The organism is Sinorhizobium alkalisoli, assembly GCF_008932245.1.
Taxonomy (GTDB): domain Bacteria; phylum Pseudomonadota; class Alphaproteobacteria; order Rhizobiales; family Rhizobiaceae; genus Sinorhizobium; species Sinorhizobium alkalisoli.
The window spans coordinates 1394194-1414295 of record NZ_CP034909.1; the positions used below are offsets into that span (position 1 = coordinate 1394194).

The following is a 20102-nucleotide window of genomic DNA, read 5'->3' on the forward strand; positions in this document are numbered from 1 at the left end:
CTCGTCACTCCACGAATCTGATGCCTGTCGCCCGCGGCGCGCGCAGCAGAGGCAACGACATGCACAAAAATCAACGATCTAAAGCGCGTCGAACGAACGCCCTTTAGACGGCAGCGCGATCGTCCGGCGTTCCGAATCGTATGCGAAACCGCCGGTTCTCCTTACCCTTCTTTTCGATCTTTGCGATATGGATCGCGCCGACCTCCTGGGTCTCGGAGACATGGGTGCCGCCGCAGGGCTGACTGTCGATAGCAGAGTTCTCGCCGATGCAGACAAGGCTCACGCGCCCGAGCCCGACGGGAGGGCGGACATTCTTCGATTTGACGATGCCGGGATTGGCGGCGAGTTCCTCGTCCGTGATCCATTGCACGTAGACCGGGTGGTTTTCGTCGACGAGCTTCATCAGGGCCGCTGTCACCTGTTCCTTGTCTATCGTTTCGCTCATGTCGAAATCGACGCGGCTTTCCTCCACGCCGACGGCGGCGCCGGTGATCGGATAGGGGCAGACGACGGAAAGCAGGTGGCAGGCCGTGTGCATGCGCATCAGCCGATAGCGACGCGGCCAGTCGATGTGCAGGACGAGCTTCTCGCCGACGGCCGGCTGCGGCTGCCCGAGGTTGGGCAGATGCACGATGACGTCCTTGGTGGCGCCATGCCGCGTGTCGGCGATGACGATGCGACTCCCGTCCTCGCGCTCGAGAAAGCCCGTGTCGCCCGGCTGGCCGCCGGAGGCGGCGTAGAAGCAGGTCTGGTCCAGTTCGATCCCGCCATCCTCCAGGAGCCCCGTGACCTGCGCCTCGCAGGTCGACAGATAGAAATCATTACGGAAAAGGGCGGTCACGCTTCTGGTCATCGATCACTCGACTGGTTCGTAGGGAACAGTGATGCTCGAGGTCCGCGCAAGCCAGCCGGGCACCGGCAGGCCCTTCGAGTTGAGAAAGTCGGGGTTGAAGAGCTTCGATTGATAGCGGTTGCCATAGTCGCACAGGATCGTCACGATCGTATGCCCGGGCCCGAGTTCCCGCGCCAGCCGCACGGCGCCGGCAATGTTGATCCCGGTGGAACCGCCGACGCAGATGCCTTCCTCCTCGATCAGGTCGAAGACGTAGGGCACGGCTTCCGTATCGGGGATCTGGTAGGCGAAGTCCGGTGTGAATCCCTCGAGATTGGCGGTGATTCGGCCCTGGCCAATGCCTTCGGTAATCGAGCTGCCGCTCGCCTTCAGCTCGCCATGCGCATAATAGTTGTAAAGGGCGGCGCCTTCCGGATCGGCAATGCCGATCTTGACGTCGGGATTTCGGGCGCGCAGCCCCTCGGCCACCCCGGCGAGCGTGCCGCCGGAGCCGACGGCGCAGATGAAGCCGTCGATCTTGCCATCGGTGTCCCGCCAGATCTCCGGCGCGGTCGTGTCGACATGCGCCTGCCGGTTGGCGACGTTGTCGAACTGGTTCGCCCAGATGGCGCCGTTTGGCTCGGTGCTGGCGAGTTCCTCCGCCAGCCGCCCGGAAATCTTCACATAGTTGTTGGGGTTCTTGTAAGGCACCGCCGGGACCTCCACCAGTTCGGCGCCCATCAGGCGAAGCGCATCCTTCTTTTCCTCGCTCTGGGTCTCCGGGATGACGATGACCGTGCGATAGCCCAAGGCGCTTCCCACGACGGCAAGGCCGATGCCCGTATTGCCGGCCGTGCCTTCGACGATCACGCCGCCCGGCCGGAGCGTGCCGGCTCTCTCGGCGGCGCGGATGATCCAGAGGGCTGCCCGGTCCTTCACCGACTGTCCAGGATTGAGAAATTCCGCCTTGCCGAGGATGTTGCAGCCGGTGGCTTCGGAGACGGCCTTGAGCCGGATCAACGGCGTATTGCCGATTGCTTCAAGCACGGACGGAAGAACACGCATTTTAAGAAACCTCGCGCTGAACGGAACGTATGCCGAGCCTCAAGCCAAGCACTAACCAGGATTGACGGCAAGCCGATAAACATTTCGTGCGGGTATATCGGTCGCCGAAATGTTGGCGTCTTTTCCGCCTAGCCTGTTGAATAAACAAGAAATAGCGTTTCGAAGCTTTCTTGTCCCGGGCAAAAATCGTCTCCGCGGTCAAATGATGGGCGGGAAGCGGAGGTGCAGGCGGCATTGCCGTCGCAGCGGTCGGCCTTGGATGAAAGGTCGGGCTTTGCGGGGAGAGGCAAAGTCCCAACGGATGCGAGGAGGAGATGACGACTGCTTTTACCGCCCGCCCAGAGCACGGTCTGGCATGGATAACCGGCGCGAGTTCGGGAATCGGGCGCGCCGTGGCCCTGCAACTCGTCGAGGAAGGCTATTGCGTCGTCGTCACGGCGCGCAGCCACGACAAGTTGGTCGCTCTGCAGCACGAAGCGACAGGGCCGGGGAAAATGATCGTCCTCGACGGGGACGTGACCCACCCCCATGACATGGAGCGGGTGATCACGGCGATCGAATACGAGCATGGACAGGTGGCGCTCGCGATCCTCAATGCGGGCGTCGCAATCCCCGTGCGTGGTGACGATCTGCATCACGATGCCTTCGACAGGAGTTTCGCCGTCAACCTCCAGGGCGTTGTCAATTGCCTTGTGCCGCTCGTCGAACATATGAAAGCGAAGGGGCATGGGCAGATCGCCATCGTCTCCTCCGTTGCGGGCTATGGCGGCCTGCCCATGAACGCCGCCTACGGTGCGACCAAGGCAGCTCTCATCAACATGGCCGAGAGCCTTAAATTCGATCTCGACCAAATCGGCATACGCCTGCAACTGATCTGTCCGGGATTCGTCGATACACGCGGCGCCGTAAAGGGCGATTTCCCGCGACCCGCACTCGTCAGCGCCGAGACGGCGGCGGCGCGGATTTCGCAAGGGCTGAAGTCCGGACGCTTCGAGATCACCTTCCCGAAACGCTTCACCTATCTCGTCAAGCTGCTCAAGTTTCTGCCCTATGGGGTCTATTTTCCGGTTCTCCGCTGGCTGATGCCGTGGCGGGCACCGCGCAACACGGCGCCCAAGCACAAGGAGTCCCGTTCAAAGGGACGGCCGCGTCAGGCGGTGTGAAGCACCAGCACCGCACCGAAGATCAGGCAGAGACCGATCCACCCGATCGGCTTCAATCTCTGGCCAAAGAGAAGGCGGCCCGAGATCGCCGTTCCAAATATGCCGGTAGCGCCCAGCACGGCATAGGCGATCGCCAATTCCATGCCTTTGACGGCCTCCGCGAGCAGCGCAAAGGCGGCGAGCACGAGCGCAATCGAAAGCACACCCCAGCCGCGGTGACTAAAGCCGTTCGATCTCGAGGAGGCGAGGTTGGCAGCCACGTCGAAAAGGCCGGCCAGCACTGCGAAGGCGAAGGAGGAGAAGGAAAAGACTGGCATGCTCATGCCGCGCTTTCCTCGTCCTGCACCTTGCCGGCATTGACGAGAAGGATACCGGACACGGCCATGGAGAGGCCGAGCATCTCGCGACCGGTCAGCACGTGATCGAAGACCATGACCGAGACGAGCGTGATCAGCGCGACGCCCGAGCCTTCCCAGATCGCGTAGGCGACCCCGACGGGAATCGTCTTCACCGCCATAGCAAGAAACACGTAGGAGAGCGCGATCGAGCCATACATGACCGCATGGCCGACATAGGCGCCCCCGGCGGCCTTCATGGCGGTGAGGCCGGCGATTTCGGTGCCAATGGCGAGAATCAGGAAAAACCACGCGAAGCGCATCCGGAACCTCTGATGGACCTGTGGCGCCGTGCGTTTTTCAGGGCACACAGAGGACGCTGTAAATCATTGGATCTGCGCATCGATTTTCGGCCGATGCGCTAGCAAACGAAAAGAGCCACTCCGGCCTTCGCCGCGAATGGCTCTTCGAAACTGGCTCCCCGGGCCGGATTCGAACCGGCGACCTATCGATTAACAGTCGAGTGCTCTACCGCTGAGCTACCAGGGATCATCTGCGCCGCAGAAGTGAGGCTGCTAATACAAATGCTTTTTCGATTTGCCAAGCGATTTTTCAAAAAAAATTGAAAGCGCCGCTTGCTCGGCTGTGGAGAAAGCACCAATTCTGGGAAAGTCGCAGGAAGGAAGCAATGGCGAAGAAGAAGCATTTCGGTATCGATCCGAAAACGCGGGAAATCATTCTCGGTACATGGCGCGTCGGCCTGCCCGACTCGCCGGCCCTCAGGGTGACGATTGGGCTTCTGCTCATTGCTGGCGGTGTTCTCGGCTTCCTGCCGGTCCTCGGCTTCTGGATGATACCGCTCGGGCTGCTGGTGCTGTCGCACGACATACCGGTTGTGCGCCGCGCACGCCGACGACTCGCCGTGTGGTGGGCCCGCTGGCGCGGCAATACCGAGAAAACGTCGGGGAAGTAGAATTGCGATCTCGGGCTAGCTGGCCCGTGAAACGTTGAGTGCGTCCGGAACGCCCTCGACCGCGTGAAGTCTGCGCTTCGGCCGCAGATACGGCTCTAGGACCGTGTGGACGTGCCCCTCGTTGGGCAGCGCCGCCGGATCGTTCAAGGTTCTGGCGAGTTTGAGAAACAGCTTCTCACGCATTTGCCGCAGTCTGAAGCCGTTGGCCCTGCGGCTGAGAGCGAAAATGCGCAACGGGCTTTTTTCACCGGTCCCGTCGATGCACATCAGTTCCTCAAAACCGCGACGGTCCGTCACTACGAAGTTGCCGGCATTGCAATCCATCAGCACGATGTGAAGCCGGCGACAGCGCTCGAAAAGTTCGTCAATCATCGCCAGGTGCCTGGCCGTCAACCGCCCCGCCAGCGCCAGGTCGCGCAAGGTTGGGGCCAACTGTCCGTTTGCCATAGTGATCTTCTCGACCACGAGACCGAGGCCGTGTTCGGTCTGAACGAAGCCCAGCACTCCGGGGATGGGGAGATCGGCTGTGTCGGACAGGGTGAACTTTCGGGCCTGTTCGATGAACTCGTCGACTTCGCGTCGAAATGTCCGGTAGGCACCGAACCGCTTGAAGCGATCGATGAAGCGCAGCATCCGCGTCGATTGGCGCTCGCCGCTGTTGCCCCTGATTCTGAGAACCTTGACCAAAATATTCGGGTAGAGGTCATGCTCGAAAACACACCGCTGGTGCCCGCCTGCACATTGGTGCCAGTCGGAAAGGGAGATCTTGCCGTCGAACATGTCCTCGCCCATTAAGTGTGAAAGTTTTGTGACAAAACAGCGCCGGTTGAGGAAAATCAAGGAAAATCCTACCTTATGGGTGAGTTTATTGCGATCGAACTGGGAGGCTGGGCATTCCAGTGTCCAACCTCCTTTTACGATGGGCCGAGACGAGGGGTGCGTTTTTCGGAAATTGCCTCTTGCGGTTCATCTCGAATGATTCTAAACGCTCGCCACGACTTGATATTTCTTGTCGATGAGGCCTCGTGGCGGAGTGGTGACGCAGAGGACTGCAAATCCTTGTACCCCGGTTCAATTCCGGGCGAGGCCTCCAAATTCCCCTGATGATCCGGCTGGTGGCACCGATGTGCGCCGGCAAATTTCTTGGCAAGTGATCTTCAGCCGCTGCGGCAACGGCCGCTTGCCTGCAGAATGTCGATTCCGGCCTGACCGGGCCGCCGCTTTACCACCGCCTGATCGTCGGAGCGCGTTGGTCAGGCGGAATCGCCCGCCGCATGGTCAAGCGATACCGCGAGCGTGGCCGCGAGAACGGTGTGCGCGCAATCCGATCCAGCAAGACTCCATAGGCAGCGCTTTGGAGGAACTTTCATCGGACCCATGGATCGCGTCGAGATCGCAACAAGGAGGAGAGTCCATGGGCAAACCCAGGACTGCAGATCCGACCGGCCAAGCCATGCCGTCTCCCACATGAAAGCCGAACCCGAGGGAGATTGAGCTGGGCCCGAAACCGATACGATAACCGGGGAGAATACCCGTGGCGCCGACCGTCCACCTGCGGACGGCTCTACGCCCATGCGGGGATGGGGGGAGGCAGCCAGACGAAAGTACTCGGCGCTGGTCGGCCGCAACGTCGAGCGGAACGTCTACCGCCCAAGGCTTCGGACGATAACTGTTGCCCACTCGATCACGCACTGTGCGCAAATACCCATGCATCGGCCAAACGAAACGGCTCCGATCACCGGGGCGATGGGCTAGTGATACCGCCGTATCAGCCCGACCAGTTTGCCCTGGATTTTCACCCGGTCCGGTCCGAATATCCGGGTCTCATAGGCCGGGTTCGCCGCTTCGAGGGCAATCGACGCACCTTTCCGGCGGAATCGCTTCAGGGTCGCTTCTTCGTCATCGATCAGTGCCACGACGATATCGCCCGGACTGGCCGTGCTCGCGTTGCGGATGATCACGGTGTCGCCATCGAGGATGCCGGCCTCGATCATCGAATCGCCCTTGATTTCCAGTGCGTAATGTTCACCGTTGCCGATCATGTCGAGCGGAACGGAAACCTCGTGCGTATTGTTCTGGATCGCAGAAATTGGGACGCCGGCGGCGATGCGCCCCATCACGGGAACCGCAATCGAGGACGTCTCTGCGGGTGGCGCCTCGACCCTGGGCGCGGCAGATGGCTTGCCCAGGCTGCCCTCGATGACGCTCGGCGAAAAGCCGCGCCTTGGCTGCGCCGGTGTCGTATAGGCTTCCGGCAGCTTGATGACTTCAAGTGCGCGTGCCCGATTGGGAAGCCGGCGAATGAAGCCCCGCTCCTCGAGCGCAGTGATCAACCGGTGGATGCCCGACTTCGACGCAAGATCGAGCGCGTCTTTCATTTCATCGAAGGACGGCGGGACTCCCGACTCTTTCATTCGTTCATGAATGAAGAGAAGCAATTCCTGTTGCTTGCGGGTCAGCATGGCGCGTCACTCCAGAATCGCGAAACAAATCAAGAACAGACACTATCCGTTCCATTTGTGTTCCGCAAGTGCCTAACATTCCGTGAATATTGCCATGCTGAATTGGGCGGCGTCGCTTTGCCGGGGCCGACAAGCCATTGGGCTGTCGGGCGATGGAGCGTTGATGTGGCGCCCGATCAATAGGCGAGGCGCAGACCCCCGGGACTGAGAACGTCGAAGTCAGGCTCAGGGTAGGGGCCGTACCACTGCGCGTAGGTCGTGTTGCCCGTAGCGCCGGTGGTGGCGCATCCCCAAAGTGACAGGAGCGCCAATGCTGCAACCGCCATCAGAGTTTTAGAGGACATGATTTTCTCCACTCGCGGGAGTTGCCGACACGAAAAGATGCAGACCCCAACTGTCCCTCAATTCGCCAGCGATGGCAAGGAAACCTTGGTGGCCGAAACCAGCATTTTGTGTTCCCGGTAAACGACTTGGCGCAATGCGCCTCGGCGAAGAAACCTGCCGCCGCCGCCGGGCAGATCGGGCATCACGGCTCCGGGCTGGACAAAGAGAAGAATGGTGGAGTCGAAGGGAGTCGAACCCTCGACCTCCGCAGTGCGATTGCGGCGCTCTCCCAACTGAGCTACGACCCCGGCAGGCCTGGACTATATAGAAGAATTCCACGGCGCGCGCCAGCCCGCTCGGCTGAATTGGCCGAACGTGCTCGAGACGTCGGCAGACAGTCGAGTCCGAATGGGAGCAGGTGCCGGGTCGGACAAAGTTCACGCTGGCGGATGGGGTGGGATTCGAACCCACGGACGGTTGCCCGTCGCCGGTTTTCAAGACCGGTGCCTTAAACCGCTCGGCCACCCATCCGGGCAGCGCGTTATTGCGCGAAGTGCGGTTCGTTGCAAGATTTAAGCTCGCCGCCCGCACGAATTTCTTCGGCCTCTGCCGCTTGGTACTGCGCATCTCCGTCGGTCTGGTATTTACGTTTTGTAAACCATAACGAGAAAAACCCGGCGCGATCTCGCCTAGAAATTCGTATTTTTGCCTTGTTGTTGTCATCATTACACGATTGTCCCTTTCCGGGACGTCGAAAGATCCGCGGGGGTGAAATGCGGATCGTTCGGGCACGAATTTCGCGAATGACCTTGGGGACAGATGATATCTCGTAGAAAAGCGGCATGCCTTGCGAGGGGATTGCGCCTCGCTGCAATTCCACTGCTTTGCGCAGCACTAGCGGCCTGCGGTTCGACGTCCAGCGTCAAGAAGAGCAAGTCGAGAAGCAAGGAATATTTCGCCGAATCGGTCTACGGGGTCAAAGCAAGTCCGCGAGTGGCCAACGGGCGCAACATTCCGAAGGGCGGCGGGCGATTCCAGGTCGGCAATGCCTATCAGGTCAAGGGCAAGTGGTATCAGCCGAAGGAGGAGCCGGGCTACAACAAGACCGGCATGGCCTCCTGGTACGGCTCGGCCTTTCATGGCCGGCTGACGGCGAATGGCGAGGTCTATGACAAGTATCACCTCTCCGCGGCGCATCCCACGTTCCCTTTGCCGAGCTATGCTCGCGTGACCAATCTCGAGAACGGCAGCTCCGTCATTGTGCGGGTGAACGATCGCGGGCCCTATGAATTCGGCCGGATCATCGATGTCTCCTCGAAGACCGCCGACCTGCTCGATATCAAGCGCAAGGGAAGTGCCCAGGTACGCGTGCAATATGTCGGCCGAGCCCCGCTCGAGGGCAACGACATGCCTTATCTCATGGCGTCTTACGTTACCAAGGGCGATCGCGGCCCTCGCATCGCGCCGGAAGGGCAGATCGCGACGGGGGTCATGGTGGCTTCGAACGAACCGCTGCGCGATCAGGCACAGGACCTTGGGACTCTGACGATTCCGGCGAAATCGACGCTTGGCGCAACGAGGTCGTTGAATGCGCTCACGGCGCCGCCTGCAGCGTCGCCGGCATCGGCCGCGCTTGCCGAGTTCATGATGCTGCCGGAGATCGGGCCGGTTCCCTCCGAGCGCCCGGAATGGATCCCGTTGCCGGATGGCAACATGGCCTATGCCGCCGCCTATGTCGAAGTCCGGGTCAGTGACAGGGCTTCGCCATTCGAACTGATCATGGCCGATCCGGACCCGCTGACGTCCGACTCCATTCGGGCCTACGCAAAGCGGCAGAACCGGGGCGTTCTGGCCGATTGACGCCGGTTGAATAGGTCTGGCGGCGCTGCTATGCCCGTGAAGAAACCGGAGTTTCTCATGCGCATTGTGTGGCTGGCGATCGTGGGTGTCCTTGCAGCGGTCGTCGCAGGTGATGCGGAGGCACAGGCGCCTGCCTTCGACACCAAGGCGAAACAGATCTATCTCGTCGATGCGGAGACCGGGAGCGTGCTCTTTGCGCGCGGCGAGAACGAGCCCGTGCCACCGGCGTCGCTTGCAAAGCTCATGACGATGGAACTGGTCTTCGAGGCCCTCGACAAGGGGGAACTGACGCCGCACGCGACCTTCGAAGTTTCGGAACACGCCTGGCGCACGGGCGGAGCGCCATCCGGCACCGCGACCATGTTTGCCGCGATCAAGTCGAAGGTCGCGGTCGCGGATCTCATGCAAGGTGCGATTGTACAGCTGGCGAACGACGCCTGCATTGTTCTGGCCGAGGGAATGGCGGGCAGCGAGACGGCCTTTGCCGAACGGATGACGGAGCGGGCTCGCGAACTCGGCATGCCGGTCGCGACATTCAAGAACGCGACCGGACTGCCGGACCCCGGAAACAAGATGACCATGCGCGAACTCGTCACGCTTTCGCGGCATTTGCACGAGGCGCATCCGCATTATTACCGCCTCTATTCCCAGCCGGATTTCGAGTGGAACAAGATCTTCCAGCGCAACAAGAATCCGCTGATCGCCGCCAATGTCGGCGTCGACGGGCTGGCGACGGGATTTGCGGAAGGCTTCGGCTTCTCGGTCGCCGCTTCGATGCAGCGCGGAGAGCGCCGTGTCTATCTCGCAATGGGCGGCCTTGAGAGCGATAAGGAGAGGACCGAGGAGAGCCGCCGCGTCCTCGAATGGGCAATGACGAACTTCGAGAAGCGGCGGATTTTTGCCGGTGGCGAAACGATCGGTGAAGCGAGCGTCTATGGCGGGGCGGCATCCCACGTCGCGCTTGTCGCCGGCGGACCCGTGGACGTGTTGCTGCCGGTCAACAATCCGGAGCGGCTGACCGCCCGCATCGTCTACCGGTGGCCTCTCAGCGCGCCGGTGGCCGCAGGACAGGAGGTCGGCGTCGTCAAGCTCTGGAACGGAGAAGAGCTCGTCAAGGAAGTTCCAGTCCGCACAGCCGATGCCGTCGAGCCGGGCACGCTGACGAGCCGTGCGCTTGACGCCTTGCAGGAACTTCTCTTTTTCTGGCTGTGACAATTGCACGCCGTGACGGTTTCTTCCGGCAGACCAATCGGCTAAACAGAGGGCAGGAATACGCCGATCTGGAAGAGCATGTGTCGCTGACAAAGGGTTTGTTCGTAACGTTCGAAGGCGGAGAAGGGGCGGGCAAGTCGACCCAGATGCGCCTGCTTGCCGATTCGCTCAGCGCGCGGGGTTATGCCGTGCTGACGACGCGGGAACCCGGCGGGTCCGCCGGTGCAGAGGCGGTTCGCCACGTGCTTCTTTCGGGGGCGGCGGAGTCCTTTGGCGTGCGTATGGAGGCGATCCTCTTCGCCGCCGCGCGTAGCGACCATGTCGAGCAGGTGATCCGGCCGGCGCTCGGAAGGAGGACGATCGTCCTTTGCGACCGGTTCATGGATTCCTCGCGCGTCTATCAGGGGATTACCGGCAATCTCGAGGCGAGCTTCATCGAGACACTGGAGCGCGTCGCCGTCAATGGCGTCGTTCCCGATCTCACGATCATCTTCGACCTCCCGGCCATTGTAGGCCTCGAGCGCGCGCGTCGCCGCGCCGCCGATCAAGGGCCGGACCGCTTCGAAAAGGAGCAGTTGGAAACGCATGAGAAGCGGCGCGAAGCCTTTCTCGATATTGCCGAGACCGATCCGGAGCGCTGCCGGGTCGTGGACGCGACGCGCCCGCCGGAGGTGATCGCTGCAGACGTGCTGGACCTTGTGGCGGCGCTGCTGCCGAGCGAGGACGCGGCGCGCGCATCCGCGGCGGAAGTGGCCACATGACAGCAGAACGCCCAGGGGTGCTGGACGGGGCGATCGCGCCGGCCGAAAACAGCAGGCTCTTCGGCCATGGTGAGGCCGAAGTCTTCCTCGCGCAGAGCTACAAGTCCGGCAAGGGGCATCACGCGGTCCTCATCGAAGGGCCGGAGGGCATCGGCAAGGCGACGCTCGCCTTTCGCTTCGCCAAACACGTGCTTTGCCATCCGGAGCCGACGGAGGCGCCCGACCGGCTCGGCGACCCGGATCCCGGTTCGATCGTCAGCCGTCAGCTTGCCTCCGGCGCCTCCCACAACCTCCTGCATCTGACGCGTCCGGTCGATGAGAAGAGCGGGAGGGTCAAGGGTGCGATCACGGTTGACGAAGTGCGCCGCGCCGGAAAGTTCTTCGGCCAGACGTCGGGGACGGGAAACTGGCGGATCGTCATCATCGACCCGGCCGACGACCTCAACCGCAACGCGGCCAATGCCATCCTGAAGATACTGGAGGAGCCGCCGCGCCGATCGCTGTTTCTTGTCTTGACGCACGCGCCGGGGAAACTCCTGCCGACGATCCGCTCCCGTTGCCTGCCGCTGCGGCTGAAGCCGCTCGATGCGGGGGCCATGCGCCAAGCACTCGCGCACCTCGGGTTCGACATGGGTGGGGGCAATGCCGATCAGATCCTTGCAGCGGCGGGCGGGAGCGTTGCCGAGGCGCTGAAGCTGATCAACTATGGCGGCCTCGAGATCGCCGCTGCCTTCGACGACGTGATCGCAGGGCAGGGACCTGCGGTGCGCAAGCAAATGCACAAGCTCGCCGACATTCTCTCGGCAAAAGACAGCGAAACGATCTTCGATTTCTTCGCCTCGCTCCTTCAAAGCCGTGTCATGCAACTGGCACGTGAGGCGGCTTTGGCCGGCGACATCGGGCGAGCGGAACGCTTCGCACATCTTTCCAGCAGCTTCGCCGAGCGCCTCGCGATCAGCGAAGGCTATAATCTCGACCGCAAGCAGACAGTCCTGTCGCTTCTGGACGATCTGAAGGACCGCTTATAGCGCAGGGGCGAACTTCCACTTCCGCTCGATCGCGGTGGCGGGATCGATTTCATACCGGTGAGCGAAGAGCATGACGTGGCCATGTCAATTCCGCTCCCGGTCGTCCGCTGGCCTTCCGTGGCGTCCGCTTTTTCTCGCCGCGGCGGTTCCCTACCTAAAGGCGATGCGCTAATAGCAGCGCTAACTCCAGATCCGAGATATCGAAGCCGACAATGAGAGATACGTCCCCCTTCTACATCACCACCGCGATTTCCTATCCGAACGGCAAGCCGCATATCGGCCACGCCTACGAATTGATCGCGACGGATGCGCTTGCCCGGTTTCAGCGGCTCGACGGGCGCGAGGTGTTCTTCCTGACCGGCACGGACGAACACGGCCAGAAGATGCAGCAGACGGCAAAGAAGGAAGACGTTTCGCCGCAGGAACTGGCCGATCGCAACTCGGCCGAGTTCCAGAACATGGCGCGTCTTCTCAACGCGTCGAACGACGACTTCATCCGCACGACCGAAAAGCGGCATCACGAGGCGTCGCAGGCGATCTGGACCCGGATGAGCGAGGCCGGCGACATCTATAAGGATTCCTATGCCGGCTGGTACTCGGTTCGCGACGAGGCCTATTACCAAGAGAATGAAACGGAGTTGCGCGCCGACGGGATTCGCTACGGTCCCCAGGGAACACCGGTCGAGTGGGTGGAGGAGGAGAGCTACTTTTTCCGCCTCTCCGCCTATCAGGAAAAGCTCCTGAAGCACTACGACGACAATCCGGATTTCATCGGCCCGGCGGAGCGGCGCAACGAGGTCGTCTCCTTCGTCAAGTCGGGTCTCAAGGACCTTTCGGTCTCGCGCACAACCTTCGACTGGGGCATCAAAGTGCCGAGCGATCCGGCCCATGTCATGTATGTCTGGGTGGATGCGCTGACCAACTATCTGACCGCCACTGGATACCTCACCGATCCGCAAGGCCCGCGGGCGAAATTCTGGCCGGCGAACATTCACGTCATCGGCAAGGACATCATCCGTTTCCACGCGGTCTACTGGCCGGCCTTCCTGATGTCCGCCGGTCTGCCGCTGCCGAAGCGGGTCTTTGCGCACGGCTTCCTGCTCAACAAGGGCGAGAAGATGTCGAAGTCGCTCGGCAATGTCGTCGATCCGTTCAACCTGGTCGAGCATTTCGGCCTTGATCAGATCCGCTACTTCTTCCTGCGCGAGGTGTCGTTCGGCCAGGACGGCAGCTACAGCGAAGAGGGGATCGCGACGCGGATTAACTCCGACCTTGCCAACGGCATCGGCAATCTCGCCAGCCGTTCGCTCTCGATGATCGTAAAGAACTGCGATGGCCGGATACCGGCCTGCGGGCCGCTGACAGACGAAGACAAAGCCATGCTTGCGGCGGCCGATGCGCTTCTCGAGACGACGCGCGAGGAGATGGGCAAGCAGCTGATCCACCGAGCGCTCGCCGCCATCATCGCCGTCGTCTCCGAAACCGACCGCTATTTTGCCGGCCAGGAGCCCTGGGCGCTCAAGAAAACCGATCCGGAGCGCATGGCGACGGTGCTCTATGTGACGGCGGAGGTCGTGCGGCAGATTGCCATTTTGTTGCAGCCCTTCATGCCGGGATCGGCGGGCAAGCTGCTCGATCTCGTCGCCGTTCCAGCGGAAAAGCGGGATTTCACCAGCCTCGGCGAGGCCGGTCGGCTCGTGTCCGGAACGCCGCTGGAGGCGCCGAAGCCCGTCTTTCCGCGCTATGTAGCGCCGGAAGTGTAAGCGAGAGCGTATCAATGCTGATCGACACGCATTGCCATCTGGATTTTCCCGACTTCGAAACGGAACGCGATGCGATCATCGAACGCGCCCGCGAGGCCGGCGTTACCCAGATGGTGACGATCTCGACGCGCGTGAAGCGCTTCGAGACGATCCTTGCGATTGCCGAAAAATATCCGAACGTCTTCTGTTCCGTCGGCACCCATCCGCACAATGCCGACGAAGAGCTCGATATCATGGCCGACGATCTCGTTCGCCTTTCGCAACATCCGAAGGTGGTGGCGATCGGCGAGGCAGGGCTCGATTATTTCTACGACAATGCTCCGCGCGAGGCGCAGGCCGAGGGCCTGCGGCGGCACATCGAGGCAGCGCGCGAAACCGGGCTGCCGCTCGTCATCCACAGCCGTTCGGCAGACGATGACATGGCGGCAATCCTGACGGAAGAAACGGGGAAGGGCGCTTTCCCCTTCCTCCTCCATTGTTTTTCATCCGGTCCGGAACTGGCGCGTATCGGTATCGAACTTGGCGGCTACGTTTCCTTTTCGGGCATTCTGACCTTCCCGAAATCGCAGGAACTGAGGGACATCGCCAAGACCCTTCCGCGCAACCGGATGATCGTGGAGACGGATGCGCCCTATCTGGCGCCGAAACCGTTCCGCGGCAAGCGCAACGAGCCGGCTTATGTCGCGCATACTGCAGACGTTCTGGCCGAGACGATCGGCGTCAGTCGGGCTGAGATCGAGGACATCACCACCGAAAACGCGCTCCGGATCTTCTCGAAGATGCCGAGGCTGTGACATGGCGTTCCGGCGGGCGTTCACCATTCTCGGTTGCGGCTCATCGCCGGGCGTGCCGCGCATCACCGGGGACTGGGGCGCTTGCGATCCGTCGAACCCGCGCAACCGGCGCTTGCGGGCAGCACTACTGGTGGAGCAGTTTGCTCCCGACGGCGGCAAGACCACCGTCGTCATCGACACCGGGCCCGATTTCCGCACCCAGATGATTGCAGCCGATGTCCGCCACATCGATGCGGTGCTCTACACGCACGCTCACGCGGATCACTTGCACGGAATCGATGACCTGCGCGGCTTCGTCATCGAGAACCGGAAGCGCATACCGATCTGGGCGGACGCCTTGACGATGTCCCGGATCCGCGATGGCTTTCGCTATTGCCTGGAGTCGCCGCCAGGCAGCGGCTATCCGCCGATTGTCGAAGCGCGTGTCATCGAGGACGATTTGCCGCCCGTGACCGTTCACGGTGCTGGCGGTCCGGTCGCATTCCAGCCGCTGATGCAGTTTCACGGCAATATTCACTCGCTCGGCTTCCGCATCGGCGATTTTGCCTATTGCAGCGACGTCAGTGATTTTCCGGCGGAGACGGTCGAGAAGCTCCTGGGACTGGATCTCCTGGTGATCGACACGCTGCAGTACAAGTTCCACCCGAGCCATCTGTCGCTCGTGCAATCGCTCGGCTGGATAAACCGGCTTCAGCCGAAACGCGCCGTGCTCACGCACATGCACGTGCCGCTGGACTATGAGACGGTTTGCGACGAGACGCCGGATCACGTCGAGCCGGCCTACGACATGATGCGGCTGGAGTTCGAGGTGGCGATGCCAAGTGCCGAAGAGGCGTGACGTCGCAATCGAGCATTCGACTTGAAGGCATTGATTTAAAAGCGCATACAGCGGCGCCCGTGAGTTCCATAATCTATCTTATGCGATCATGTTGTGTAGCCGCAAAGTTAAAGTGTCCTGTTCCTGCAAAGTAAGAATGTCACTCTCCCCGCGTTTTCAATGACGTGGGAGATTGCGGATGGGATTGATTGCGATGAGCGAGCGCGACCTGCAGCGGATCGAGGTTTTGTCGAAGGTGGTCGACGGCCGCATGACGCTGGTTTCGGCGGCGCATGTCCTGGGCTTGAGCACGCGTCAGGTGCGTCGACTGCTGGAGCGGATCCGGACGGATGGAGCGGCGGCGATCCGGCACAGGGCGATCGGCCGACCGTCGAACAACCGGATTAGCGACGGCGTGCGCGATTACGCCATGGCGATCGTGCGCGAGCGCTATGCCGATTTCGGCCCGACGCTGGCGGCCGAGAAGCTGGCCGAGCGCGATGGGCTGACGGTGTCGCGCGAGACCTTGCGCCAATGGATGTCGGAGGCCGGCCTGTGGCTGTCGCGCAAGCAGCGCCGGACGTTTCACCAGCCGCGGCTGCGCCGCGAAGCCTATGGCGAGCTGGTGCAGATCGACGGGTCCGAGCATCGCTGGTTCGAGGATCGTGGTGATCCCTGTTCGCTGCTGGTGTTCATCGACGATGCGACCGGCAAGCTGATGCAGTTGCGCTTCGTACGCTCGGAAAGCGCGTTTACGTATTTCGAGGCGCTGGAACTCTATCTGAAGGCGCATGGTGCGCCGGTCGCCTTCTATTCCGACAAGCATTCGGTGTTCCGGGTGGCGAAGAAGGACGCCAAGGGCGGCCAGGGCATGACCCAGTTCGGGCGTGCGCTGTCAGAGCTAAACATCGAGATTCTTTGCGCAAACTCGAGCCAGGCGAAGGGCCGGGTCGAGCGGATGAACCGGACGCTGCAGGACCGTTTGATCAAGGATCTGCGCCTGGAGGGCATCTGCGGCATGGACGACGGCAACGCTTTCCTGCCTCGGTTCATGGAGCGCTATAACCGGCAGTTTGCCATTACCCCTGCCCGACCGGATGATCTGCATCGGCCGATGAATCTCGCGTCGGACCGGCTGAAGGAGATCCTCTGCAAACGTGAGCAGCGTTATGTCGGTGCCCAGTTGACGTTCTCCTACGAGCGCCAGCGGATCATGCTGGAAGAGACCGAGGTGACGCGCGGACTGGTCGGCCGCTATGTCGAGACCTACGCTTATGCCGATGGCCGGCTCGATGTGCGCTGGAAGGGGCATTCCCTGTCCTACCGGGTGTTCGACAAGGACCAGCGCGTGACGCATGCGGCGATCACCGAGAACAAGCGTCTTTCCGATGTGCTGGCCTACATCAAGGACCGTCAGGACCAGCAAGAGAAGCCGGTTGTGAAGACCAACAGCGAGAAGAATGGCTACAGGCCGCGGGGACGCAGGCCGGGCAAGCGGACGGATTTCATGAACGATCCGGCGGTCGTTGCTCGGCGGCGGCAAGCGCTCTCTGAGCTCGATGCGGCGGAATGATCCGCCATCGCAAGGTCTCAAAGCTAAAGCCGGTTGGTGCCATTCACCCGCCCCCTCCCTTCCCTTGCAACCCGGCCCAGCCGGTCCGGTCGGGGGCTTGCCTCAGCGCAAGTGGAGATGCCGAGTGTCGCATTTCTAAATGGCTGAAGACGTATCCAAAGTGACATTTTAACTTTGCGCCACGCCGGACATTTCAACCTGGCCGCCACATGTTGTGTAGCGGGGTACATTCTATTTCCAAGTGCGACATGCCAATAAAAACAAAGGCTTCGCCTTGGAGATTTTTGGATGTCGCTCTGCTATTCGCAGCTCACCCTTTCCGACCGCCGACGTTTGCATCAGCTCGTGGAACGCAAGGTTCCTGTCGGTGACATCGCCCGCCAACTCGGTCGGCATCGATCGACGATCTATCGTGAACTGAAGCGCAATACCTTTCATGATGCCGAGTTTCCGGAATACAGCGGCTACTACGGCGGCATCGCCAACGACATCTCCAAGGAGCGTCGGCGACGGCTGCGCAAGCTCAGCCGCCACCCGCAATTACGCGAACTGGTCATTGAGCAGCTGAAGGCACTTTGGTCGCCGGAGCAGATCGCCGGCCGCCTGCTTGCCGACGGTGTGAGCGCCCTGCGTGTCTGCACGGAAACGATCTACCGCTTCATTTATGGCAAGGAAGATTATCCGCTGCAGCTCTATCAGCATCTGCCGGAAGGCCGCCGCAAGCGCCGCCCGCGCCGCTCCCGCAAACCCCGCGACGGCTCGATCCCGTTGGACTGCAGGATCAGCCAACGCCCTGATTTCATTGCCGATCGCTCGCGGTTCGGCCACTGGGAGGGCGATCTCCTGATCTTCCGGCGCGACCTCGGTGAAGCCAATGTCACCTCGCTGGTCGAGCGCAAGAGCCGCTACACGGTGATGATCAAGAATGGCAGCCGCCACTCTCGGCCGCTTATCGACAAGATCGTCGATGCCTTCTCACCGCTGCCCGCCTTTGCCCGGCAGAGCTTCACCTTCGACCGCGGTACCGAGTTTCGCGGTTTCAAGGCTCTGGAAGATGGGCTCGGCGCCAGGAGCTGGTTGTCTGATCGCGCTTTGCAAGTCAAGCCCGAGTGGATACGTGCGATGAGCTCCGGGCGCCGTTGTCGGCACGGATTCGGGAGTCTTGATTTAGCGCGTTCTCAGCGTTCGCTCACGGCTTCGTTTTAACGTGAGGGCAATCGTATGTCGGGAGCATGGTTGTCTCCGCGGTCGGTACAAGACCGCCGCATGTTGGTCTTCGCAGGCAAGGGTCTTCCTATGTTCTGCGCGCAGTCTTCGGGGGCTGCCGCCAGCTTCACGGAATGACCTGACCTACGTCCACGACAGGGACGCCTCGTCGCGTCAGAAGATAACGCGCTGAGAGTAATTGTCTGTCAGGCCTTCATTATGCGCTGGCGCCGGCCGATGGGTTGAAGACTTCTCCCGTTTTGAGCATGGCATGCATAATGACCGAGAGCTTGCGGGCGACGGCCACGGTGGCCCGCTTGAAGCCAAGCCGGTCGCGTAACTTCAGCCCCCAGTCTTTAAGACGGCTTTCATTCCTGGCGCTGGTTCGCGTAAGCATCGCTGTCGCCGCTTCGTAAAGCAGCCCGCGCAGACGGCTGTCCCCTCTTCGTGAGATATGACCGTCATAATCGACTTCACCCGACTGATAGCGGCGTGTGGTGAGACCGAGCCAGGCGCCAACGGAGCGCGAAGTTCGGAAGTTGTCTGGATACTCGATTGCGGCGACATAGGAGACCGCAGTGATGGCGCCTATGCCTGGAGTTGTCATCAACAGCTTTGTGGCCGCGCTTTGCCGCGCCGTTGCAATGAGTTGACGGTCAAGAATGGCCGCACGCTTGCGGATGTCGCGCCACGCGTCAAGCAAGGGCAAAATGATTTCTGCCAGAGAAGTCTGCTTGTCCAGAAGCTCTCGAACATTGGCGTCAAACACCCGACCTGTCCCCTTAGGCACGATAAGGCCGAACGTCTTCATGACACCCCTGATCTGATTGCCAAGTTGGGTTGAGAGGGTCAGGAGCTGGTTGCGGGCCGCCACCAAAGCGCGGATCATCATAGCTTCAAACGACTTGACGCGAACCGCTTTGTAAAAGCCGGCTTCAGCGAGCTGGGCCAGGCCATCCGCATCATTGGCATCGGTCTTGTTGAGTGTCTCGTTCAATACCTTTTGCGCGTGCCGCGCTTCAATACAGATCGCCGGCACTCCCTCGGTCGTCAGCGCATGATAGAACCACGTCGCCAGTGGCCCTGTTTCGAAGACGACGCGCCTGGCGTGCGGCGCGCGCTTGCGGATAATCTCCGCCAGAAGCTTTGGGTCCGAAGGGCACTTCCCCCGCCAGATCTGCTTCCCGCTCTCTCGAACCGAGATCGCCGTATCTTTCAATGAAACATCAAGCCCAATATGCTGGTCCATGGTTGCTCTCCGTTTGATGTTTTGGGCCCGGTTCCAATCGTGAGCCCGTTTTCCCATCTTATCGGGGGCAACCACCCCCGCCAGCATCATGTTAGGAAAGTGCTTGGGGCGATCGCGCCGCGATTACTCCATGTTCTGCGATCCAAATTCACCGTCGCAGAAAGGCGCAGTCGAGAACACCAACAAGCGCATCCGCCGCTTTGTGCCAAGCGATACGGACCTATCCGCCGTCAGCCAGCAACAGCTGGTCGCCCTTGCCCATCACATGAACTCGCTGCCCAGGAAGTGCCTCGGTTATCGAACACCGGCGGAGGTCTTCATGGCGCATTTGCGCGAAAGTAGCTGATGCCCTACCCTTCACACGGCATTGTTGCACTTGGATTAGATTCTCCAGATCCAGATCGATGGCTCGCATCATTGGTGGTTGTCTAATCGCATTCCATCCGTCAAGCTGATTTGAGCATTCGATGTCCTTGCCGGCTTGCGAGATAGGCAACCCGGCTGAACTAATTGAATGAATCTTCCCTCACCGGCCGTGTCCTCTGAGCTATCCAGTGCTGGGAGCAGGGTTGTCTCCGCGGTCGACAAATGTCGCCGCACAATGGTCTTCGCAGGTGGGATCTTCCTAATGTTCGAGGCGCAGTCTCAACGAGCTGCAGCCACCAGAAGCGGAATGATCCTGCCC

At 61.2% G+C, this 20102-nt stretch carries 19 protein-coding genes, 4 tRNA genes and 2 pseudogenes; 13 read left to right on the forward strand and 12 right to left on the reverse strand.

All coding sequences use genetic code 11. From position 1 onward, the window contains the following. Positions 1-103: 103 nt before the first annotated feature. Positions 104-853 carry an alanyl-tRNA editing protein gene (locus tag EKH55_RS06905; protein ID WP_151611209.1) on the reverse strand — a complete coding sequence of 250 codons (750 nt, stop codon included), beginning with the start codon at positions 851-853 and terminating at the stop codon, positions 104-106. Positions 854-856: 3 nt separating this feature from the next. After that, complete coding sequence (locus tag EKH55_RS06910; protein ID WP_151611210.1) at positions 857-1897, reverse strand: cysteine synthase A; 1041 nt, start codon at positions 1895-1897, stop codon at positions 857-859. Between the two features lie 314 nt (positions 1898-2211). Here EKH55_RS06910 and EKH55_RS06920 point away from each other — a divergent pair, with 314 nt between their 5' ends. Beyond that, positions 2212-3060 (forward strand): SDR family NAD(P)-dependent oxidoreductase, encoded by an 849-nt coding sequence (locus EKH55_RS06920; protein WP_151611211.1) that lies wholly within the window; start codon positions 2212-2214, stop codon positions 3058-3060. On the opposite strand, the gene EKH55_RS06925 is transcribed toward EKH55_RS06920, so the two are convergent. The 3 genes from EKH55_RS06925 to EKH55_RS06935 all read right to left on the reverse strand — a co-directional run bounded on the left by EKH55_RS06925 (position 3048) and on the right by EKH55_RS06935 (position 3944). After that, positions 3048-3377, reverse strand: coding sequence for an SMR family transporter (locus EKH55_RS06925; RefSeq protein WP_151611955.1), 330 nt, complete (start codon positions 3375-3377; stop codon positions 3048-3050). The genes EKH55_RS06920 and EKH55_RS06925 overlap by 13 nt on opposite strands. A gap of 2 nt (positions 3378-3379) precedes the next feature. Then, entirely contained in the window at positions 3380-3718 is a 339-nt protein-coding gene (locus EKH55_RS06930; RefSeq protein ID WP_069456447.1) for an SMR family transporter, read from the reverse strand. A 151-nt stretch (positions 3719-3869) separates the two neighbouring features. Beyond that, positions 3870-3944, reverse strand: a tRNA-Asn gene (locus EKH55_RS06935). A gap of 139 nt (positions 3945-4083) precedes the next feature. Between EKH55_RS06935 and EKH55_RS06940 the strand changes: the two genes are divergently transcribed. Then, positions 4084-4368, forward strand: a complete 285-nt coding sequence (locus EKH55_RS06940; RefSeq protein ID WP_069456446.1) for a hypothetical protein — start codon at positions 4084-4086, stop codon at positions 4366-4368. Positions 4369-4383: 15 nt separating this feature from the next. On the opposite strand, the gene EKH55_RS06945 is transcribed toward EKH55_RS06940, so the two are convergent. Beyond that, positions 4384-5208 carry a YrbL family protein gene (locus tag EKH55_RS06945; RefSeq protein WP_246231787.1) on the reverse strand — a complete coding sequence of 275 codons (825 nt, stop codon included), beginning with the start codon at positions 5206-5208 and terminating at the stop codon, positions 4384-4386. A 179-nt stretch (positions 5209-5387) separates the two neighbouring features. Here EKH55_RS06945 and EKH55_RS06950 point away from each other — a divergent pair. After that, a tRNA-Cys gene (locus EKH55_RS06950) sits at positions 5388-5461 on the forward strand. A 658-nt stretch (positions 5462-6119) separates the two neighbouring features. Here EKH55_RS06950 and lexA read toward each other — a convergent pair. From lexA to EKH55_RS29345, 5 genes are all read right to left on the reverse strand, one after another. Continuing rightward, positions 6120-6830 carry a transcriptional repressor LexA gene (gene lexA / locus EKH55_RS06955; protein ID WP_069456445.1) on the reverse strand — a complete coding sequence of 237 codons (711 nt, stop codon included), beginning with the start codon at positions 6828-6830 and terminating at the stop codon, positions 6120-6122. Between the two features lie 176 nt (positions 6831-7006). Continuing rightward, positions 7007-7174: a hypothetical protein gene (locus EKH55_RS29340; protein ID WP_165614664.1), complete on the reverse strand. Its 168-nt coding sequence runs from the start codon at positions 7172-7174 to the stop codon at positions 7007-7009. A 212-nt stretch (positions 7175-7386) separates the two neighbouring features. Continuing rightward, positions 7387-7462: transfer RNA gene (locus EKH55_RS06960), tRNA-Ala, on the reverse strand. 135 nt (positions 7463-7597) lie between these two features. After that, positions 7598-7685, reverse strand: a tRNA-Ser gene (locus tag EKH55_RS06965). Positions 7686-7695: 10 nt separating this feature from the next. Then, a complete protein-coding gene (locus EKH55_RS29345) occupies positions 7696-8049 on the reverse strand; it encodes a hypothetical protein (RefSeq protein WP_192803785.1) in 354 nt (117 codons plus the stop codon). Here EKH55_RS29345 and EKH55_RS06970 point away from each other — a divergent pair. The 9 genes and pseudogenes from EKH55_RS06970 to EKH55_RS07015 all read left to right on the forward strand — a co-directional run. Then, positions 7974-9014, forward strand: a complete 1041-nt coding sequence (locus EKH55_RS06970; RefSeq protein WP_069456444.1) for a septal ring lytic transglycosylase RlpA family protein — start codon at positions 7974-7976, stop codon at positions 9012-9014. The genes EKH55_RS29345 and EKH55_RS06970 overlap by 76 nt on opposite strands. A 57-nt stretch (positions 9015-9071) precedes the next feature. Continuing rightward, positions 9072-10226, forward strand: a complete 1155-nt coding sequence (locus tag EKH55_RS06975) for a D-alanyl-D-alanine carboxypeptidase family protein (protein WP_151611212.1) — start codon at positions 9072-9074, stop codon at positions 10224-10226. Between the two features lie 80 nt (positions 10227-10306). After that, entirely contained in the window at positions 10307-10987 is a 681-nt protein-coding gene (gene tmk / locus EKH55_RS06980) for a dTMP kinase (RefSeq protein ID WP_069456449.1), read from the forward strand. After that, positions 10984-12015 carry a DNA polymerase III subunit delta' gene (locus EKH55_RS06985; RefSeq protein ID WP_151611213.1) on the forward strand — a complete coding sequence of 344 codons (1032 nt, stop codon included), beginning with the start codon at positions 10984-10986 and terminating at the stop codon, positions 12013-12015. The genes tmk and EKH55_RS06985 overlap by 4 nt, the downstream gene beginning before the upstream one ends. Positions 12016-12227: 212 nt before the next feature. Continuing rightward, positions 12228-13778: a methionine--tRNA ligase gene (gene metG / locus EKH55_RS06995; protein ID WP_151611214.1), complete on the forward strand. Its 1551-nt coding sequence runs from the start codon at positions 12228-12230 to the stop codon at positions 13776-13778. 14 nt (positions 13779-13792) lie between these two features. After that, the gene (locus EKH55_RS07000; protein ID WP_151611215.1) at positions 13793-14572 is read left to right on the forward strand and encodes a TatD family hydrolase; all 780 of its coding nucleotides are present in this window, start codon (positions 13793-13795) and stop codon (positions 14570-14572) included. A gap of 1 nt (position 14573) precedes the next feature. Next, positions 14574-15410: an MBL fold metallo-hydrolase gene (locus EKH55_RS07005; protein ID WP_069456440.1), complete on the forward strand. Its 837-nt coding sequence runs from the start codon at positions 14574-14576 to the stop codon at positions 15408-15410. A 178-nt stretch (positions 15411-15588) separates the two neighbouring features. After that, positions 15589-16962, forward strand: coding sequence for an ISNCY family transposase (locus EKH55_RS07010; RefSeq protein ID WP_151611216.1), 1374 nt, complete (start codon positions 15589-15591; stop codon positions 16960-16962). Positions 16963-17250: 288 nt separating this feature from the next. Next, positions 17251-18049: pseudogene (locus tag EKH55_RS07015) on the forward strand (IS30 family transposase); the annotation flags it as partial. 336 nt (positions 18050-18385) lie between these two features. On the opposite strand, the gene EKH55_RS07020 reads toward EKH55_RS07015, so the two are convergent. Beyond that, complete coding sequence (locus EKH55_RS07020) at positions 18386-19417, reverse strand: IS110 family RNA-guided transposase (protein WP_151611217.1); 1032 nt, start codon at positions 19415-19417, stop codon at positions 18386-18388. Between the two features lie 127 nt (positions 19418-19544). On the opposite strand from EKH55_RS07020, the pseudogene EKH55_RS07025 reads away from it, so the two are divergent. Continuing rightward, positions 19545-19763 (forward strand): annotated as a pseudogene (locus EKH55_RS07025) (transposase); the annotation flags it as partial. Positions 19764-20102: the final 339 nt, after the last annotated feature.

Excerpts from the sequence above, each read along its gene's own strand:
- EKH55_RS06905 (WP_151611209.1), bottom strand. The coding sequence starts at position 853 with ATGACCAGAAGCGTGACCGCCCTTTTCCGTAATGATTTCTATCTGTCG.
- EKH55_RS06910 (WP_151611210.1), bottom strand. The coding sequence starts at position 1,897 with ATGCGTGTTCTTCCGTCCGTGCTTGAAGCAATCGGCAATACGCCGTTG.
- EKH55_RS06920 (WP_151611211.1), top strand. The coding sequence starts at position 2,212 with ATGACGACTGCTTTTACCGCCCGCCCAGAGCACGGTCTGGCATGGATA.
- EKH55_RS06925 (WP_151611955.1), bottom strand. The coding sequence starts at position 3,377 with ATGCCAGTCTTTTCCTTCTCCTCCTTCGCCTTCGCAGTGCTGGCCGGC.
- EKH55_RS06930 (WP_069456447.1), bottom strand. The coding sequence starts at position 3,718 with ATGCGCTTCGCGTGGTTTTTCCTGATTCTCGCCATTGGCACCGAAATC.
- EKH55_RS06940 (WP_069456446.1), top strand. The coding sequence starts at position 4,084 with ATGGCGAAGAAGAAGCATTTCGGTATCGATCCGAAAACGCGGGAAATC.
- lexA (WP_069456445.1), bottom strand. The coding sequence starts at position 6,830 with ATGCTGACCCGCAAGCAACAGGAATTGCTTCTCTTCATTCATGAACGA.
- EKH55_RS29340 (WP_165614664.1), bottom strand. The coding sequence starts at position 7,174 with ATGTCCTCTAAAACTCTGATGGCGGTTGCAGCATTGGCGCTCCTGTCA.
- EKH55_RS06970 (WP_069456444.1), top strand. The coding sequence starts at position 7,974 with ATGATATCTCGTAGAAAAGCGGCATGCCTTGCGAGGGGATTGCGCCTC.
- EKH55_RS06975 (WP_151611212.1), top strand. The coding sequence starts at position 9,072 with ATGCGCATTGTGTGGCTGGCGATCGTGGGTGTCCTTGCAGCGGTCGTC.
- EKH55_RS06985 (WP_151611213.1), top strand. The coding sequence starts at position 10,984 with ATGACAGCAGAACGCCCAGGGGTGCTGGACGGGGCGATCGCGCCGGCC.
- metG (WP_151611214.1), top strand. The coding sequence starts at position 12,228 with ATGAGAGATACGTCCCCCTTCTACATCACCACCGCGATTTCCTATCCG.
- EKH55_RS07000 (WP_151611215.1), top strand. The coding sequence starts at position 13,793 with ATGCTGATCGACACGCATTGCCATCTGGATTTTCCCGACTTCGAAACG.
- EKH55_RS07005 (WP_069456440.1), top strand. The coding sequence starts at position 14,574 with ATGGCGTTCCGGCGGGCGTTCACCATTCTCGGTTGCGGCTCATCGCCG.
- EKH55_RS07010 (WP_151611216.1), top strand. The coding sequence starts at position 15,589 with ATGGGATTGATTGCGATGAGCGAGCGCGACCTGCAGCGGATCGAGGTT.
- EKH55_RS07020 (WP_151611217.1), bottom strand. The coding sequence starts at position 19,417 with ATGGACCAGCATATTGGGCTTGATGTTTCATTGAAAGATACGGCGATC.